Raw genomic sequence first — 20,177 nt, 5'->3', positions numbered from 1 at the left:
ATACCAGCGGTGCGTATGATAAAAAGCCCTTTTCAAATTAAAATTAGAAACCAAAAACATAATAACTAAAACAACAAAATATGATAATAAAATACGACCAACTATTTGACCCGCTAATGTCATATCCATAAATACTGCCTCTAAACTAACGCCTTAAAAAGAAAAACATTTTATTACATAAATTTCTTTTTAAAAATAACATCATATAACTTATTATCACTATAGAAATACATTTAATACAAGATTCACTTTATTTATCACATTTATTGTGTAATAAATATTTAAATCACCCCTATCAAATTTTTTTACTATTACGTAATATTAAATCATGCGCGCAACTATTAAAAATAGTCACACTAAATATCAATCTGGAGCAACCTTAGCTGAAGCTCTTTATATTTTGCCTATATTTTTTATTATAATTTTTGGCATGGTCGAAATGACCTTCATCTATAAAGCTAAAAATACTTTAAACCTGGCATCAGCAGAAGCTGTAAGAAAAGGTACACTTAACAATGCTGATCTAGATTCAATTAAAACTGCTTTTGCTGAAGGTATGGCTCCTTTATACGCATCTAAAAAGAAATGCCCTGGTGTTGGTCAAGGTACAATAATTGCTGCGGGCTATAATTGCGCTAGATTAATTCAAACGTTTATGGACACTGGCAACAACCAAAAAGCATTAACCGTAATTAGCCCCTCAAAAGAGATTTATGACGTATTCAAAGTAGAACTAAAAGTTAATGTAGTGGGAAGTACTCAGGAAAAAAACTACGTAATTCCAAATGATAATTTGAAGTGGAGAGATCCTACCGAAAAAAATGTGTCAATTGGAGGAGTAAATAGGAATATTGGAATACAGGATGCTAACCTTTTGAAAATAAAAACCTATTGGTGCCAAAAGCTTTCGGTTCCTGGTCTAGACAGATTATTTTATAACTCGGTCCTGAGGTTTAGTGGCAGCCAAGAACAAAAACAATGTAACAAATTATCACAAAATAACACATCAACCTCCCTAACAAATACTGTATTTGGTAAAAGTAGGGGCTACTATATAGCTATTCGATCTCATGCCATTGCAAGAATGCAAAGCCCTGTTTTTGCAGGAGAAAGCGGAGGAAACCTATTAACAGACAATGAAATCGATAGCATTATCAATCCAACAGTTAATCCACTGCCAGATAGTGCGATTGATGAATCCGTCGTTTATGACGACCCATACACAATAACACCATCGGGACCTTCAACTTGTGACCCTACTGTTTCTAGTTGTGGAACAAATGGCCAGGATTATTGTGACGCAAATACGGGCACATGCTATGACTGCAGCACAAGCCCAATAGGTCTTTGCGTTGAAGTCTGCGATCCCTCTACTGGCGCATCGTGTATATGCGAAATTGATATCCCAAACTTTACTCCCATTCCAACGTCAACAAGTTCACTATGAAACTAATTCATGTTTTAGTAACACTCTTTGCTCTATTATCACTAACCTTCAATGCAAACGCCTGTGACGGTGGTGGGAACGATGGCGGTGACAGTAATTGCTCAGGGGCAAACAGTTCACCAATACCAGGAAGCACTCAACAATCTGCCAACCCTAACTCATCTGTGGGCAATCCTATTAGTGTTATTACAGGTAATAAATATCAGCAAGAAATAGATTACGAAGCTGCTGGTGGTGTTGCATCGCTCTTATTTAAACGACACTACAACTCACTTAATATCGAAACCGATACTGGGTTAGGGTTTGGTTGGCGCCATTCTTTTGACATAAAACTTGTCACTAATCCTAAGCAAAATAAAATTCAGATCAATCAAAGTGATGGTCGTAGGATCATCTTTACTCTTGATAGCGTCAATACCAAACAGTTTAGAGCAACTTCACCCCAGGATGGTGTCATAAGTGCTATAGGCAATAAAATATTATGGTCATTAAACGATGGGCGAAGTATTTTCTTTCTTGGTTCCCGCCCCGTTGAAATCACCTATCCAGGCAATCGTTCTTTTACGTTAGAATATGAAAATATTCCTGATGGACACCTCTCAAAAGTAACAGACAATAATGGCAGAAGTCTTCTATTTTCTTACTCAAAAGGCAACACTGCACTAGGCAACTTTGAGCAAAATACAAACAATAACGTTAAGCTCCCGGGACACTTAGAATCAGTCACTCTGCCCGACGGAAAAGTCATAAACTATAGCTATGATGATGAACATAATCTTAGCTCCGTAACCTACCCGGATAATACCAAACGTATTTACCATTATGAGAATATAGGCTTTCCCAATCACTTAACCGGTATAACCAACAGATCTGGCATTCGCTTTGCAACCTGGGGATATACCGATGAGGGCCGAGCAAATCTTTCAACTCATGCAGATGGCGCAGAAAAAGTCACACTTGAATACAAAATTCCTGAGCAAATGGGTGACATCGGCACAACCATAGTTACTAATTCTTTAGAACAAAAAAGCACTTACACCTGGCGTTATTATGAAACCATAAGTCAGCGTCTGTTATTGAGCAGTGAAGGTCCAGGATGTGCAACTTGCCCTGCTCCGAATAAAAACTATATCTACAATAATGACTATCAAATAGAATCTATAATAGATACAAAAACTGGCAACGTTTTACAATACAATTACGATAAACAAGGCCGCATATCATCTATCAAACAAAAAAGCCCTCAAAGTGGGGGGGTGCCTACAGCAGCTAAAGAATCATCAAATCGATTAGTTGTACGCTATGAATACAATGGTAATTTACCTCACCCTACCCTAATAGCAAGACCTAGCGTGAATCCTGATGGAGAACACATAACTGCTATAACTTATAACGATGACCAACAACCGGCGACACTCACAGAAAAAGGTTTTAGCCCAACTACTGATGGCAGTTTTGACCCAATTGAGCGTAGAACAAAACTCGATTACACCAATGGCAATCTATCAACCATTGATGGCCCAAGAGATGATGTACAGGATTTAATTCAACTTGCTTATGATCAACAAAATCGTTTGCAAAGCCTAACTCAGGCTAATGGGCAATCCATCAAAGTACTTTCCTATGATATCAGCGGCCACCCAACACAGATACAGAAAGGCGAACAAAGCCCCCTACACATCAGTTATAACGCTCAGGGCCAACCCACTGACATCAAACAACGCAACCGTAGCGTTCAATATAGCTATGATATCGAAGGACGCTTAACCCAAATCACCTCTGCCGATGGTGAAGTAATCAGAATGGCCTACGACGAAGCGGGTCGCCTGAATACGTTAAATGATAACAAAGGCAGAAAAATTCAACAGCTTCACGACAGTGAAAGTCGTCCTACACAGACACAATTGATGGGCGCAAGTGGTAAGGTGCTCAATACCATAAGCTACCTTTACGATGCACAAGGCAGGTTAGATAAAACCCAAACACAAAATCTTGATGGTGAGACAGAAACAGACTACCAATATGATGAGAAAGGTCAGTTAGTTAAAGTAGAAAAGGATGATCAAGCGGTTGAATTAAGCTATAACGGCCTCGGTCAACTTCTCGGCCTAACACAACCCGGCGAAGTCGTCACCCAGTTTAACTACGACAACAAAGGACAAAACACTGCCCTTACTGATGCCAGAGACAACAAAACCCAAACCATCAAAGATGACTTTGGTAGAACTGTTCAGCACATCAGTCCTGATACAGGCACTAATATCTATGCGTATGATGCATCGGGCAATCGTATTAAACGTACTGACCCTGAAAACAACATCACCACTTATCAGTGGAATGCAGCGAATCAACTGGTCAAAAAAGTAAGCACAAGCAACAATGGCGAGATTGAAATCACTACCTTTGATTACGACTCAAAAACAGGCAAACTCGCTAGCACTACTAACCCTAGTACCACCGAATCTTTCCAATACAATAACGAAGGTCAACTCATAGCGCATACGCGTGAAATAGACACACACACATTCACCACCGGATACGAATACAACGAACAAGATAAACTGCACAAAAAGCACCTACCTGATGGTCAAACCCTGCGCTATCACTATTACGCCGAAGGCGATGTAAACAACACGAATAATAAACAAACAGGCCAACTTAAAGCGATTACCCGTGAATCTCTATTAGGGATAAAACAAGAAAGTATCATTGCCGAAATTGACAATGATAAAACCGACAGTAAGAGTGGCTACCTTTCATACAATGGGCTTAAAACCGAATACACCTTTAGAGAAGATGGGCAGTTACAGAATATTCAAATCGCAGATACTTTAAAACTTAAGTATACCTATGACCAGAATGGCAATATTACGGGCATTGATGAAAATGGCACTCTACAAAGCTTTGAATACGATCAAGGTCGACTCACATTAGCCGATACACTTACAGGTCAGTATCATTATGACTATGACAAGGTAGGTAATCGAACGGCGAAAGCGCATCAGGATATACAGAGCACTTTTACATCTGAAAGCTATCAATACCCAGAAAATGGAGAAGGTAATCGTTTACTATCCTACTCCCAAGAATCAGGCAACATAACTAAAGCCTACCAATACAATAAAAGTGGCAGCCCTGAAAAAACTAACGGTTTTAGCTATGAATACAATGCAAACCAGCGCCCCATTAAAGTCTTTAAAAATAGCAAATCAAATAAAGAGCTAATAGCCGAATACCAATACAATACCTTCGGCGAGCGAATTAAAAAGGTTAGCTATTCGGGCAGTCAGAAAACCGTTACTTACTTCTTGTATGACGGCCATACCTTAACCGCTGAAATTACAGAAAAAGAGCCTATAAGTGGGGGGGTGTCATTTAATCAATATATTTACCTTAAGCATCAACCGGTTGCCAAACTTGAAAACAAACAGCTTTATGCGATCCATAGTGATCATCTGGGAACACCGAGAGTTGCCAGTAATGATAAAAAACAGACTGTCTGGAAAGCGGATTATACGCCTTTTGGTAAAGCAGAAGTTGTCGTAGGAACAATCTCACTAAATCTTAGGTTTCCGGGGCAATATGAAGATCAAGAGACAAGGACGCATTATAACTATTTAAGGGATTATAACCCTGAGACTGGTAGATATATTACCAGCGATCCTATTGGGCTCAAGGGTGGTATAAACACATATGCTTATGTTAGTAACAACCCGCTATTTTCAAGTGATATCTTAGGCTTAGCCCCTGATGAAACCACCATTACACTTGATGGCGTTGATAAACCAATAGCTACTGCAGAATACACAGATAAATTAACTTTCGTATTGAACGTTGCTCTTGAACAAGCTGTTGGCAATGTTAAACAAGCGCTACTCGATATGTTAAAGCCTGAAAATATAGCCATCATGGTTACAATGATGGCTGGAATAGCTGTTTTACAAGCTGTACCAGGATTAAATTTAGTTGTAGATGCTGTACTTCTTGGATGGGGATGGTGGAACTTTGGCTCTAGCGGTGTAAATTTTCTTTATAGCATTATCAAGACTGGAGTCGGTATAGCAAGAGCATCTACTCGGACTGAATTATGTAATTTAGGTATTAGCTTTGGTAATGCCACATCACAATTTGCCGAGTCTGCAATCGATATTATATCCGGAGGTTCTAGACGGATATCTAAAGCTGCAACAAATAATAATGTTTCAGTCTCTGATATAAGGAATCTTCCAAATACACCTATCACAAATAGACCATCTGGTTATTCCACGTTAGGCAATAATATACGGGGACCAAATGAAGGAATATATACGAAACTAAATGGCACCGAATATCGAGGTCACCAAGTTTATGAAAACAGCGGTAAAAAGTATATTTTTGAGGATGGAAAGAAAGTTGAAGTTAAACTTGATGCATCTGATGTCAGCAGATTTGTGACAGGCTTAGTAGGTGAAAAGCGAACTACACAAGCTATGGAGGACGCAGGCTGGACTCCATTAGGAAACACACAAAAAAGTAGCGGTACAGTTGATGATGACCTTCCTGGGTATCAAGGTCAAAATGGTATCGATGGAATATTCAAAAGACAAAAGAGTGATGGTACTTACGAATATGTAATTGTAGAAACAAAAGCTTCAACTGGAGGAAGTACTGGTTCATTAAATCAGACGGTTGATGGTGATACCCAACTTTCAAGTAAATGGATAGATGATCGTCTTGCAACTTCAGGGTTGCCTCAAGCAGATCAACTAGCTATCAAGAACGCATTAGAAGATGGCACATTAAAAACTGTAAAAGCAGAAGTTACTGGTGTTCAAACTCAACAAACTGGGGGTACAGACGTTGCTACAGATAATGGTACAATTATCTTTAAAGAAGTCACTCGAGTAGGTGATCAAGGCGCAACAGTTACCAACACAGAATGGTCACCATAAGAAAATTGTTTCTTAAACACCATTTATTTGTATAACTTTAAGACAGACAGAAATTATGAGAGATAAATTAAAACCCAGAGAGTGGTTTGATGACATTTTGAACCTAAAACAACAATATACACATAATACAGATAAAATAGCTGTTTATAAAAAAGTAAATGAAGACCCTACAAAACCCCGAAATTTTGCAGCATTAACAGGTGGATATACCAATGATTATATTGAGGATATCACCTATATGTATTCTAGAGGTGATGACTTAAGTCTATTAGAAAAACGTGCCTTGGAAGCAATAGACAGGTATGTCTGGGTTGCGGAAGAAATTAAAAAACAAGGCTATATGGGAAAAACATATTTCTATCCTGGTAAACTTGTAAGCCCACATCGTATTTTATCTTTATATACACTACTCAGTTGGTTTATTTGTTTCGGTATTAATAAAGATAAGATCTCAAAAATAGCCCCTTTTCTTGCACCAGAAAGTGAAGACCGTTTACTAGATGTTGTTTTATCTCGCTTTCAACAAGATCGAAAAATTTCGAACATTTCAGGTAACCCAGAAACTTTTACTTTATTAGACCAAATAATTGATGCTGATGAAAATAAACGTATCACACTTGTTGAATTATACTTAAAAGACTGGGGAAAGTTACTCTCCAACCTCAAAGGGTTGGGGTCACTAGGTATACATAGACAAAAACAACTTACCAACAAAACCTTATATAAAGAGCTAGAAGTAAAAAACGCTACTTATAAAGGATTTTGGGCTTGGGAAGTTGCCTTAGTTGTTAAGTTTTTTGATATAGATGATACAACCTTCCGAGATAATGAATATTATCCAGATGATCTAGTTCATTTTAAAAACTAAAAATTAATTTTCTTAAATTTAGGTATAAAAATGATTCCAAACTTAATCGTGATTTTCAGCATTTCTACTATCTCTACAAATGTTGCAACCGTAGAAGACTTATTCATTGGAAGGGAACCTCAAGGTGAATATATTTATTACTTAGAAGCTAATAAATCAGCTGCACTAAATCAACAAAAGAAAAACAGTTTAATTAACGCAGATATAAAATCTAACAAACCAAAAGCATCATCTAGGATTATAGATGCTAATACTTATAAACTAATGTTTGAAGTTAGTACCTCGTTTGAAAACGATACTAAAAATATTGCTTTATCTTATATTAAAGATATGAAAAACAACCCAGAAAGATACTCTACATTAAAAAGTCTTCTAGAAAATAAAACAGCAAAAGATGTATTTGAATTAATTGATCTAAAGACAGGCGAGTATATTCTACCAATAGAATCTAATAAAAATTCTGCTTCTTGGATTGAATTCAGTCACTTTAATCCTAGTGATCAAAACTATTCAATGCATATAAGATTTATGAAAGTTGAAGATGAAAGAACCTTAGAAATACGCGGACATAATAAGTTTAATGAACTTACTATTGGTGAACTATATTCTCACTGGAATAAGCTTGTAACTAAATATGAAAATACCCCCATGAAAAAATTTGAGCATGCAAATAATTACTAATTTTAATCCTAGGGTACTTATTTAAAATTAACTTACCTCACACCATAGTTTTTCATAAACTTAAACTTGAATAAATTTAAATAATTAGAACACTCTATCCCCCCTACTTTCAGGAACTTTTTTAATAACTAAAAGGTATGACCTAATAATATTATTATTGCTGACCTATTTATTGTAAACCAGAGCCAAGATCTATATTTAATGCTGACCAATTAAATGCTATTCAATCAGAAAATGCTAAAATTTCAAATTATACATGGCATTATCAACAACATGGTTGAAGAATACAATTGGTTGATAAGATAGTTCACAGCAAAACGGATCACATTGGTGGAGAAGCAAAGATTGCAGGGCAGTAAATATGGTTCTACGGTTGGAAAAAATGATTGTGATGATGTTGGTTTTGCAAAAGCTTGTCTTGTATCTGGAATATTGGATTTTAATGAATTTAAACAGTGGATTTATCATGTTATAGAAATTCAAAAAGATGTTCCTTTGTATTTTTGGGACATCTTAGATATAGAGAATAAGTTTGATTTTAAGCCGTTATCAGTAATGGGTTTTAACCCTTACTGGAAACACACGAAAATAGAGGATTATGCGCTTGAAGGTATTGGCTATAAAAGGCGAGATGACTTTGTAAGTGATGCAGTACCAAGGGAGAAGGCGTTAAAAGCACTTGAAGAAAATCCCCATATTGAGAGGCGTTTCAGAGAGTTATTTCCATTTATTGATTGGTAAAACAATATAATAATCAAAGAATTCTTTATAAAATTTCTTAAAGACACCAATATTTTTGTCCCAATAATCAACCCATGCACCGAGTTTCGATTCTGTCTTAACGAAAATAATTTGACCCCGATATTATCCATACTCCTTTGGATAAGTATGGTGGTTCAATAGAAAGCCTTTTTGAAAACGTAGACAACCAGTTCAACACAATATTTTTGGCAAAATAAATATGTGGAAAGGAATTTATAAGCGATATGCATGGGGCGGTTTTAATACTGAAGGTGCCGAAAAATTACTGAACAGTGGATATTTAGCTATTTATGAAGAGAATAATACCCTCAAAATTCTATCCACAAATGACTTTTCACCTTTGCTAGATTTAGGCAAAGGAAATATTTTTAAAGTTATATCAGAAAAGTACCTTTACCTCTCTTATGGCAATACCTTAAAAAAACTACACATTGATAACTTTTCATTAGAGAAAGTTTGTACAACGAACGAGAAGAATATTCTGATATTCGATGATACCTATTGCCTAAGCTCTACCCTAACAAGAAAACCTAAATGGTCATACAGTTATGAGTTAAAGTCATTATCATCTTGTGATACTTACTATCAATGGAATTATAAAAATACATTATATTCTATAGTAAATGGCGACCTTTTACTTAGCGATGAAAGTTCAAACAACAAATGTTTAAAACGTATTAGTCCAAACACAGATACTGAGCTATGGCGCTTTGATTTTAATGACGATTCGAGTGGGCGTCACTACATGCAAGTCGTTGATGATATTCTTGTGATTGGACTTCAATATCATAACCAAGGTGAATACCAGAATAATACCCACTACAACCTGGTTGGATTGAATGTTAATACGGGTAAAGTTCTCTGGGAGATTCTCAAACAACCTTTATACCCAATTTATCAATACAGCAAAGAAAGTAAAAAGCTATATACTTTTGGTGACAGCATATTCCAAGTTGTAAACCCAATCTCTGGTGTTATTGAAAAAGAAATTGATTTTATATCTGATTACCCTCACCTGCGAGCTAGCACTCATAAAAACTATCTTTCAAATGGCGGTTATCTATATTTTGCCAGTAACGGCTACGATGAAATTTTAAAAACCTACCTTCCTCAAGTTGGCGTAATTAATACCGATAACCACGAACTTGAATGTTTAGTAGATATTGAAATTGACCTTGAAATCATTTCGAAAGCTTCAAACGCATTAAATTCAGCACCTATTATTCATGATGATCGTATGTACATCATTGACTGTGATAGTAATATCTATATCTTAGAAAACCAATAACATACATCTACTTGACCCCAGTTTTCACTTTAATCAAAGTAAATACATATCTTGTTTTGAGATTCATTTCTTATCTACTTTTTGAACATATTTGTTTAATTTTCTCAGGATAAATCCTGATTTAAATGCAATATAATTTAAAAAAATTTACATCCGCATACCCACACCTTCTATCTATGGTTAGTACACTATTTATTTTAAAAATAGCAAGATCATATTTTTAAGGAAGCAATGGTGAAATAAAAAAATTGCCCTAAAGTAGTGCGTAGTTTTAAGCCACCCCCCTACTTTCGAGCACTTTTATGTAACTCACAAGAAGGTGCTGTATAAATTTTCTACTTTTATACTAAATATGCGAATTATATGTATCATAATTTTTCTTTGATTGATACTTTACCAAATAATACAAACTAGCTTTAAGACCAGTTGAATTTCCCCAGTATTTACAATTAATTAAGGTAGAATATGGATTTTAAAAAATCGCTCAAACACCTAAAGATCACTCTCTTTTGTTTGTCATTTTTTTTCTTAATTCCAATACAATCTTTTGCGGCTTCATGTCCACTAGGATCAGGTCAAAGTTCATCGTCAAGCGGGTCTCCTTTTTCAGGAGAAAATCCATGCCTACAACAATCACCTGCTAGCGCACCACCCTCGAATAACCCTTCCGCTACTAACGGTAACCCTATTAGTATCATTACGGGTAATAAATACCAAAATGAGATTGATTACCAGCCTGCAAATGGAATCGCTTCTCTACTATTTAGACGTCATTACAACTCATTGAATATTTCAACTGATACAGGAATTGGTCTAGGTTGGAGTCATTCTTTTGATGTACAAATGAAGTACTCAGACGATCAAAAAACAATACAAATAAATCAAAGTGATGGTCGTCGTATCATTTTTACATTGGACCCAAAAGCAAAAGTCTATCGAGCAGTATCTCCTTCAGACGGAACAGTTGGACGGGTTGGTAAATGGCCAACCTGGATTCTACAAGACGGTCGACAAATTATTTTTAACAGTAACTTTCCGACTAAAATAGTCTATCCGGGAAATCATAGCTATACCTTAAAGTACACAGGAAAAGCACAAAATAAAAAACTCTCACAAGTAACAGACGCCAAAGGACGCACCCTCCTCTTTAACTACTCTGAAGGCAGCAGTGCGCTGGCTAATTTCTATGAAGATGCAAGCAATGAATTGGAACTAGCAGGCCATCTACAATCTATAACCTTACCCGATGGCGGAGTGATTTCTTATAGCTATGACTCTGATCACAATCTCTCTAAAGCCACCTACCCAGATGGTACGAGCCGAATTTATCATTATGAAGATATTGGTTTTCCCAATCACTTAACAGGTATTACAAACAGATCAGGTGTTCGCTATGCCACATGGGCATACACTGATGAAGGACGTGCTAACTTATCTACCCACGCGGATGGCGCTGAAAAGGTAACCCTGGAATACCGTATCCCGGAAGTCATGGGGGAAATAGGAACGACCATTTCAACCAATTCTCTGGGGCAGAAAAACACCTATACATGGCGCTTTCATGACTCAATCAGCCAATTTTTATTACTAAGCAGCGAAGGACCAGGTTGTGTAACTTGCCCACCTACTAATAAAATATATACCTATAATGACCGATACCAGATTGCGACCTCTACCGACACAAAATCAGGGGATATCATCGTTTATGATTACGATGCATTAGGACGTACTACTAAAATTGTTAAAAAGTTGAAGGACTCAACTGAAACACTTATTGCAAGATACGAATATGATGGTAATTTATCCCGCCCTACACTCATTGCAAGACCCAGTGTTAATAGTAATGGAGAACATGTTACCAAAGTAACTTATAACGAACAGCAGTTACCAGTGAGTTTGACAGAAACAGGATTTAGCCCATTACCTGATGGTAGTTTCGAAACGATAGAACGCACGACAAATCTACAATACTCACAGGGTAATTTAACTCTTATTGACGGACCTAGAAATGATGTTCAAGACCTGACCAAGCTGAGTTATGATGAGCAAAATCGCATTCAATCGCTTTCTCAAGCAGATGGCCAGATCATTAATGTGCTTGGATATGATGTGAATGGACGTCCCACCAAAATACAGCAATCCAGCCAAAGCCCTTTATTTATCAGCTATAACCCTCAAGGCAAAATATCAGAAATAAAACAACGCCAACGTAGCATACAATACACCTATGATATCGAAGGTCGCCTGACAAAACTCACATCCGCTGATGGCGATGTTAGTACGTTGAAATACGATGATGCCGATCGATTAAGTTCGATAAGTGATCATAAAGGGCGCAAAATAAAACAGCTTCATGACTCTGAAAGTCGTCGAACGCTAACTCAACTTATAGGTTCTAATGGTGATGTACTCAATTCTATTAGCTATCTCTATGATGCCCAACGACGCTTAGCTAAAACCCAAATTAAAACCCTTGATGATGAGTCAGAAATAGATTACCAATATGATGACAAAGGTCAGCTAGTCCACGTATCAAAGAACAACAAATCAATAGATTTAAATTATAACGACCTTGGACAATTGCTTAGCGTAACGCAACCTGGGGATGTTGCTACCCAATATAGTTATGACAATAAAGGCCAAAATACCGCTCTGACAGATCCCAGAGATAATAAAACTCAAGTCATGAAAGATGACTTTGGCAGAACAGTGCAACATATCAGCCCTGATACAGGCACGAATCTATATAGTTATGACGCATCTGGTAATCGCATTCAACGCACGGATGCGGATGGCAATATAACCACCTATCAATGGAATGCAGCAAACCAAATCATTAGCAATGAAAACACCGATGGTATAACAACTTTCACCTATGACGTGAATACAGGAAAACTTGCAAGTACTTCGAACAAGTACACTACAGAGTCCTTTGACTACAATAATGAAGGCCATCTGATTACCCATACACGAAAAATAGATACAGAGTCATTCACTACAAGCTACGAATACAACGAGCAAGACAAACTGTACAAAAAGCATCTACCAGATGGTCAAACACTTCGTTATCACTACTATGCTCAAGGTGATCTTGGTAACGAAAATAATCATCAAACAGGTAAACTTCGCGCTATTACCCGTGAAAGCCTATTTGGTATGAAGCAAGAAAACATTGTTAGTGAAATAGACCATGATTCAACAGACGGTAAAAGCAGCTACCTTTCACACAACGGCTTACAGACCCAATATACCTATAGGGAAGATGGACAATTACAGGGAATACAAATAGCAAATACCTTAAAACTTCAATATACCTATGATCCAAAAGGCAATATCACTGGTATTGATGAAAACGGTACTCTGCAAAGCTATGATTATGACCAAGGACGCTTGTCTTATGCAGACACACTAACTGGCTTATATAAGTTTAGCTACGACAAGGTAGGCAATCGTACCCATAGAGTCCACCTCGACGACGGCACTGTAAAAGCAGATAGTTATGAATATCCTGAAGAAACAAAAGGTAATCGGCTTTTATCTAAAAATAAAACTCAGGGACAATTAACTATTTCTAAAAACATTTCTACAAAGGGCCAGTATAAAAAAGTAGGACATCGTTTAAACGAAAAAAATGAAGAGCACGACAATTCGAAGTTACATAAAGCTAATACTTCTGAAAACACAAAGATTAATACTATCGCATCCAAAGCAGAAAATAGAAAACTAATAACGCTAGCTGAAAAATACTCTAAAAAGTTTCAAGATGTAAAAATAAAAATACCTGACCTTCAAATATCAACAGAAGACAACACTAAAGCAAAAAGCAAAACCAACAGTAAACAACCAAAAAACACACAGCGCATATCAACAATAAAAAAAGATTTTCCCCAAGGATTACAAAAACTATTCAATGGTGACAGCAATACAATAAAATACAATAAGAGCGGCAGCCCCGAGACAAGTGATTTCTTCAGCTACGAGTACAATGCAAATCAAAGACCTGTAAAAGTTTTTAAACTGGTACAAGACAACGACACGAATAACCATGAACTATTGGCAGAATACCAATACAACAGCTTTGGGGAACGAATTAAGAAGGTCAGTTATTCGGGAGGCAAGCAATCTAAAACAACCTATTATCTATATGATGGTCATACTTTAACTACTGAAATAGAAAAAGTCCCTGTAAGTGGGGGGGTGACTTTCAATCAATTCATTTACCTTAACAAACAACCCATTGCAAAGCTTGAAAATAAACAACTGTATGCCATCCATAGCGATCTTTTAGGCACACCTAAGGCTGCTAGTAATGACCAAAAACAGACTGTTTGGAAGGCGAGTTACACACCTTTTGGTAAAGCAACTGTAACCAACAACACAATTGCAATAAATCTTAGACTTCCAGGGCAATACGAAGATCAGGAAACGGGCACTCATTATAACTATTTACGAGATTACGACCCTGAAACTGGTCGCTATATTACTAGCGATCCTATTGGGCTCAAAGGTGGTATCAATACTTATGCATACGTCAAAAACAATCCTCTAGAGCTAAGCGATCGTTTAGGTCTTGCACCAAATGACAGTCGATTAGATTATCTTAGAGATAGTCTTAAGCCTAGTACAAATAGCTGCAGTTCTATTAATACCAGTCCTTTATCCGCTTTAAATCAAACAACCGCAAATCAATGCTCAAATACAGCGAACATTCAAGTAACAGACAATAATCAAGCACCCGATATCACTACTGTATATACAATAGCAAGTGGAGATACCTTAGCAAATATAGCCATAGCCCATGGAACATCGACAGATAGGCTACAAATTTTAAACGACATAGAAAACATAAACCAAATTAGGGCTGGGGATACGCTACTTATACCCTTAGAAGGTGATACTGCACAATTCCATCCTAGCTATACTGTGGTATGTGGCGACACTCTGTCTGAGTTGGCAGAGCAATTTGGCATACCACTTGAAGACCTTATCAAACTTAATGAAGATTTTATTGATGACATAGACTTGATTTACATTGGTCAGGAGATCATCGTTACGGATACAGACACTTCTGAGCCAGTACCAACAGTAGTAGACCCCCCTCCTGTTGATAAGTGTGAAGGTGCTACACCACCTGATTATGTTGCAGAAGCCCAGGCTGATGGAATTATCTTTGATGACTTATATCATGATGGTCTTCTATTCGGGGAAGAAAGACTGGTTGATAGAATTACCAATCTTTCCGTCGGAAGTAATATTGAGTTAATAACACGGGATTCTTTCAGTATAGATTTAAATTTATCAGATTTTTTAGATGTAAACACTAGCGATAAATTGAAAGACAGGATTAAAAAAATAGGGAATAGTAATCTTGGTAAAGCAGGAGGATTAGTAACCTCTGCATTAGGATTAACTATCCCTGATAATTACCAAACACAAAGTGCTATTAAGACAAAAGTCACTAAACGCGAAGATGGTAAATATGAAATTTCGACTTATACATTAGATAAGAACGGAATATCTTGGGAAACAAGCATATCAAAATGGCTTGGATTATCTGAACAAAGTACGGAAAAAATACAAGGTTACGTAGATAATCTTCCTGATTGGGTACCACTACCTGAATCTATCTTTGATGACAATGGAAAAATAAAACCTGATGCAGCACAACTTTATGCTCAAATCAGGGATATGGATTATAGCGGTGTTCAAAAAACATATATAGCAGATGATGCAGATCTAGCAATTAATGTCGTTAATTACTTTCGCGCAATGGATAATACACCACTTAATGATTGGGATATGGAAGGTGGATATGGAAATCTGGGATTACCAAAACTTTCTGAACCAGTATCTAACCATGATGGAAGAGATGGTGATAGTGGTATTGGATTTTCTGAGTGTTTAGATCAACTGCAGGTTTCAACTAGAACAATAGAAAACGGCTATGAAAATCGAGCCGACGGACATGGGTCAATTTTTTGGGCTAATATGGTCGGATATGAAGGACGCATAGAAAACAGTGGACATACAGTAAGAGAACAAACTCCAGATGGATATACTGAGACTGATATCGAAACTTATAAATATAGCAACAGAGCAAGGACTCGTGTTGGAACTGAAAAGGATATCTGGGATGCAACATACGATTCTACAGAAATCAAACGAACCTATATTGGAGATGAATTAGTTAATATTGAAATCAAAATTCATAATAAATCAACAGGTGCAGATGTCCATATACAAAATGGTCAAAATTTTAATAAAGAAATTGTTATCAGTCTAGATCCTAGAAAAATTACAAATACTCCTTATAGAAACCCATTAATTACACAAGAAAATTTAATCACCGATCATTCTTTAGATTTTCTCTCTGGGGCAAAGTGGCGTAATAGAGAGGAGCTATCAGACTCAGAAAAAGCGCAGTATGCGGTAGATATGGCTAATGAGCTCTTCGAAATACAACGCAATGGTAAAATACCTACACCACCTGGGACCGAAAAACTCTATGGATCTACAGCATTAAATGATGAAATCAGCATTGCTCTAGACTCACATTCTTCTATCAAAGATAGCCCTACACCCAAGCTAGATAACTTAACTAATTACTTGTCAGCTGTTTACGGTGCAGATGCAATTAATAGTGTTAACGTTACTCAAGAACAAAATAATAGTAAAGACGCAGAAATCTGGGAATACTCTCCCTTTAATAGAGGTAAAACAGAAGATTTAGGTGATCAAATTGGAGGAAAAATCGGAGATGTAATAAAAAAAGCAGGCAGTAATATAAACAGATTTACTCCAGCTAGCGCGGTTTGGGGTGCTGTAAGTAATAGTATGACCGAAAATACTTTTATAGAAACATACACAAGTGAAAATATAGAGGTTGTAGATGACCCTTCTAGAGTTCATATATATGCACCTCCATATCCCGAGCCTGGAGATGATGATACAACCCTTGCCCCATAGAGGCTTTAAAGCCGTCTAAAGAATAAGATAATAGATTGTGAATATCTATCTTTAGAGCTCGTCAAAGTTAAATAGATAGTATCGATGAGAACTATAAAAATGTATTTTGTAATGTTACGCACTTATCAATTTCACCCCCCCCTCTACAATTGATGAAGTAGAAATTGAACTAGCAATTATAATCGCCATAACACTATAATTTTAAACTATTAGAATGCAATTATTGAACGTTAAACCTTACATATTTTCTGCAAGAAGATGAATTCTTCCATATCTTGGATTCTAAGTAATAATGCATCATTTCAATGTAAACAATGACAGAAAGCGTGATCGTACTCATAATTGCATATGACAAATGACTTTTTGTAAAAAATACAATCACATCTATAAGATAATTTTCTAATATAAAGGCAAGAGCAATACTAAACAAAACGACCGTAAAAAAAGAAATAAAACCTGCATTTAATTTAGAAAGCTTGGACCAATTCTTGTTTTTATCGTGCACTAGGTAAATCATGAATGCAGTTGTGTCGTGTATTACTCTAATTGTAAGGATTGCAAAAAATGTATAACCAGAAAAATAAAAAAATGTTGCTAGTGGAACTGATAACAAATTAACTAAGAAAAAATATTTACCTTTTGTTGAAACTACCTTTCTATATAAGAAAAAACCTAAAACCACAAAACAGATATTGAGTAAATAAACTAAAATATAACTAATTTTTATGATATCTGGATCAAGTTGTGCTTTTGCAGCAAAAACAAAAGCTAAAGTTCCAACGACACCGATAGCTAACCAAGTCCATAAATCTACCAAAACACCCCCAACTGAAGAAAATACTTTTACTAAACCAAATTGTTGTCTTAAGACATGGACTAATGTAATGATGATAAAGGCAGTTAAATTCACATAAAGGGGTAATAAATAACTTGCAGTGACAATAGTCATTATCACCAGAAATGATCCTAATAATATATTTTTCCGATGTGCCCCCCTATGCTCTTTATTAAGAACCAATGAATGACCTGCTATGATATGTGGAAGACCAAATAACATATTATATAAAGCGAGTGATGAAGGGTTTTCAGGTAAGGATGAAATTACAACACCATTACCTAAGAGATAATCATAAATGATAATTAATAAACAGATTGGCAAAACAACGTAGACAGCCAACGCAGATTCTGAGGTTAATTCATATTTTAGAGAGTCGAGAGTATAAGGGGAAATAGTGTTTTTATTCATTGTCCCTCCTCATCTATAAATAATTTAATTAGAGCCAAATAGCTAAGTTTTATCTTACTTTCTCTAATTATTTTGGGTTCTTCATTTACTTTATCTTCTTATTGTACCTATAGCGTTATTCAACCAAGAAGGTTTGAAAGGAATCTCATTCTTTTTTATTAATTTAGATTGTCTACTTAGAGTAATATCAGGGCACTCTCCATTTTCTTTATAAAAAATAGCAGCCGCTAATCGGCTTTCTTCCGGATCTCCTAAATCTTTAGTAAAATCATCTGGAATCGAACATCCTGAAAGTAAAACTGCCCCCACTGAAGAAGTATTATCTATCGGCGCAAAACCGTCATCAAATTCTGCAAAGCCTTTATTATTCTCACTCTTAAAATTAATACTGAAATAAGTAGTCCCACAATTATCAGTAGGATAGAAACCATGGGGTTTTCCACAAGTCGAAGAGCCTATCTGAATGACTTCAACATCTATTCCTATTAACCCATTAATAATTAATTCACTGGCAGAACATGTAGCTTCTCCTGTTAAAACAAATACTCGAGATAAATTCAAATGAGGTAGAGTGAAGTCTTCACTAGAAGTTTGGTAAAAATTAGTACCTGTGATTTCTTCACCAGTAAATGGGTTAATATCAGGGTGTTTATCATTAAATGTTGGTATAGAAAACGTTGTATTATTAGTTTTTTCAGTACTACTAATCATCGATGCCAAACCATTAGCTATATCAATTAATCCCCCACCATTATATCGAATATCAAGAACCAGATCAGAAATCCCTTCACTATGGAATATAGACATTGCTTCTATTAATTGAGATTCAGCGGTTTCAATATGCTCGTTAAATAAAAAGTAACCTATTTTCCCTTCGGCTGTCTCAATAATTTTATTATTTTGCACAGATTGTAAAGTTACATAAGCTGAAGTCAAAGATATCTCTCTAATAGTATTAGAGTTTTTTTCCTGAATAGTAAACGTATGAGACTTTCCAACTTCTTCAGGAAATAATCCTAAATAAGCATTTGCCAAAGAAAGATCATCTGAAGAAGTGTTGATTATATCAATTCCATCAACCGCTAATATTTTGTCTCCACGTTTTAGATTAATTGTATCACTCGTAGCAACCGTATTTGGCTGTGTATATGCAATAACAGCTTCACGAGGCACTTGATTAGATGTTAGGACAACTGTGAAGCCATAGCCTATTGTTAGTCCAGTTTCAGCCTCATCAAGAAAAACATCTGTGTTCTGAGTGAAGTGAAATCTATCTTTTTGTTTTCCTGATGATATGGTTTCGAAAGTTTTTAACTGATCAAAATACTCTAAAGGAGTGCTAAATAAAGCAGGATTCATATCCTCTATCTCATTATACCAAAGATAATTTTCATCACTCCAGGACCTTAGCCAATTTTTTTCATCATTTAAGCTACCCAATACATCAGGGTACAATGTCTGTTGAGAGACCAAATCTAACTCTTCTCTTGGGATCTCACAAAGTCCAGCAAATTCTCCAGATGAATTGTATATACCTTTTTGCCACGTTATGTTGTCCGTAGATATTAAAGAAACTCCCGAACCACCTGAAGTTGAAGACGAACTAGAAGAACCTGAACCACTGGCCAAATCTGTACTTGAACCACCGCCACATGCAATAACAGAAAACGAAACCAAAAACAGTAATACATTTAATCTAATAGTTTTGAAAATATCTTTACTCATGCAAAATTCTTCTATGTGATGGTTATAAACTTTTGTTTATTCGAAACAATATTAAAAATATCACAGACTATCATGAGGATACTTGAAATTAAATATACTATTGGTTGATATAATAATTAGTTAGTAGCACTTGCTCAATCATTGAGCAAAATTGAACAGAAAAGTTTAGAATTTGAAGAAAATATCAGAGATACAAAATCATGAACAATAATTGACAAACAATGTTTAGTTAGATTTCAGAAGAGAATTTACAAGAGATTGTA

At 36.0% G+C, this 20,177-nt stretch carries 9 protein-coding genes; 7 read left to right on the top strand and 2 right to left on the bottom strand.

Annotation, left to right across the window (positions count from 1 at the left end):
* The first annotated feature begins 328 nt into the window (after positions 1-328).
* From EV695_RS06380 to EV695_RS20470, 7 genes are all read left to right on the top strand, one after another.
* Positions 329-1,447: a TadE/TadG family type IV pilus assembly protein gene (locus tag EV695_RS06380; protein WP_131905124.1), complete on the top strand. Its 1,119-nt coding sequence runs from the start codon at positions 329-331 to the stop codon at positions 1,445-1,447.
* A complete protein-coding gene (locus EV695_RS06375) occupies positions 1,444-6,378 on the top strand; it encodes an RHS repeat-associated core domain-containing protein (protein ID WP_131905123.1) in 4,935 nt (1,644 codons plus the stop codon). Before EV695_RS06380 ends, EV695_RS06375 begins: the two co-directional genes overlap by 4 nt.
* Before the next feature lie 55 nt (positions 6,379-6,433).
* A complete protein-coding gene (locus EV695_RS06370) occupies positions 6,434-7,246 on the top strand; it encodes a PoNe immunity protein domain-containing protein (RefSeq protein ID WP_131905122.1) in 813 nt (270 codons plus the stop codon).
* A 30-nt stretch (positions 7,247-7,276) separates the two neighbouring features.
* Entirely contained in the window at positions 7,277-7,927 is a 651-nt protein-coding gene (locus EV695_RS06365) for a hypothetical protein (protein WP_131905121.1), read from the top strand.
* Positions 7,928-8,257: 330 nt separating this feature from the next.
* Positions 8,258-8,668: a hypothetical protein gene (locus EV695_RS06360; RefSeq protein ID WP_131905120.1), complete on the top strand. Its 411-nt coding sequence runs from the start codon at positions 8,258-8,260 to the stop codon at positions 8,666-8,668.
* 220 nt (positions 8,669-8,888) lie between these two features.
* Positions 8,889-9,977 (top strand): PQQ-binding-like beta-propeller repeat protein, encoded by a 1,089-nt coding sequence (locus EV695_RS06355; RefSeq protein ID WP_131905119.1) that lies wholly within the window; start codon positions 8,889-8,891, stop codon positions 9,975-9,977.
* Between the two features lie 513 nt (positions 9,978-10,490).
* Complete coding sequence (locus tag EV695_RS20470; protein ID WP_165874636.1) at positions 10,491-16,943, top strand: RHS repeat-associated core domain-containing protein; 6,453 nt, start codon at positions 10,491-10,493, stop codon at positions 16,941-16,943.
* A gap of 220 nt (positions 16,944-17,163) precedes the next feature.
* Here the strand turns inward: EV695_RS20470 and EV695_RS06345 are convergent, their stop codons facing one another.
* Positions 17,164-18,189, bottom strand: coding sequence for a hypothetical protein (locus EV695_RS06345; protein WP_131905117.1), 1,026 nt, complete (start codon positions 18,187-18,189; stop codon positions 17,164-17,166).
* Between the two features lie 90 nt (positions 18,190-18,279).
* Positions 18,280-19,914, bottom strand: coding sequence for a S41 family peptidase (locus EV695_RS06340; RefSeq protein WP_131905116.1), 1,635 nt, complete (start codon positions 19,912-19,914; stop codon positions 18,280-18,282).
* Positions 19,915-20,177 lie beyond the last annotated feature (263 nt).

It is taken from the genome of Cocleimonas flava (genome assembly GCF_004339015.1).
Taxonomy (GTDB): domain Bacteria; phylum Pseudomonadota; class Gammaproteobacteria; order Thiotrichales; family Thiotrichaceae; genus Cocleimonas; species Cocleimonas flava.
Note: the sequence above shows the minus strand (reverse complement) of the source record. Positions and strands in the feature narration are given on the sequence as shown.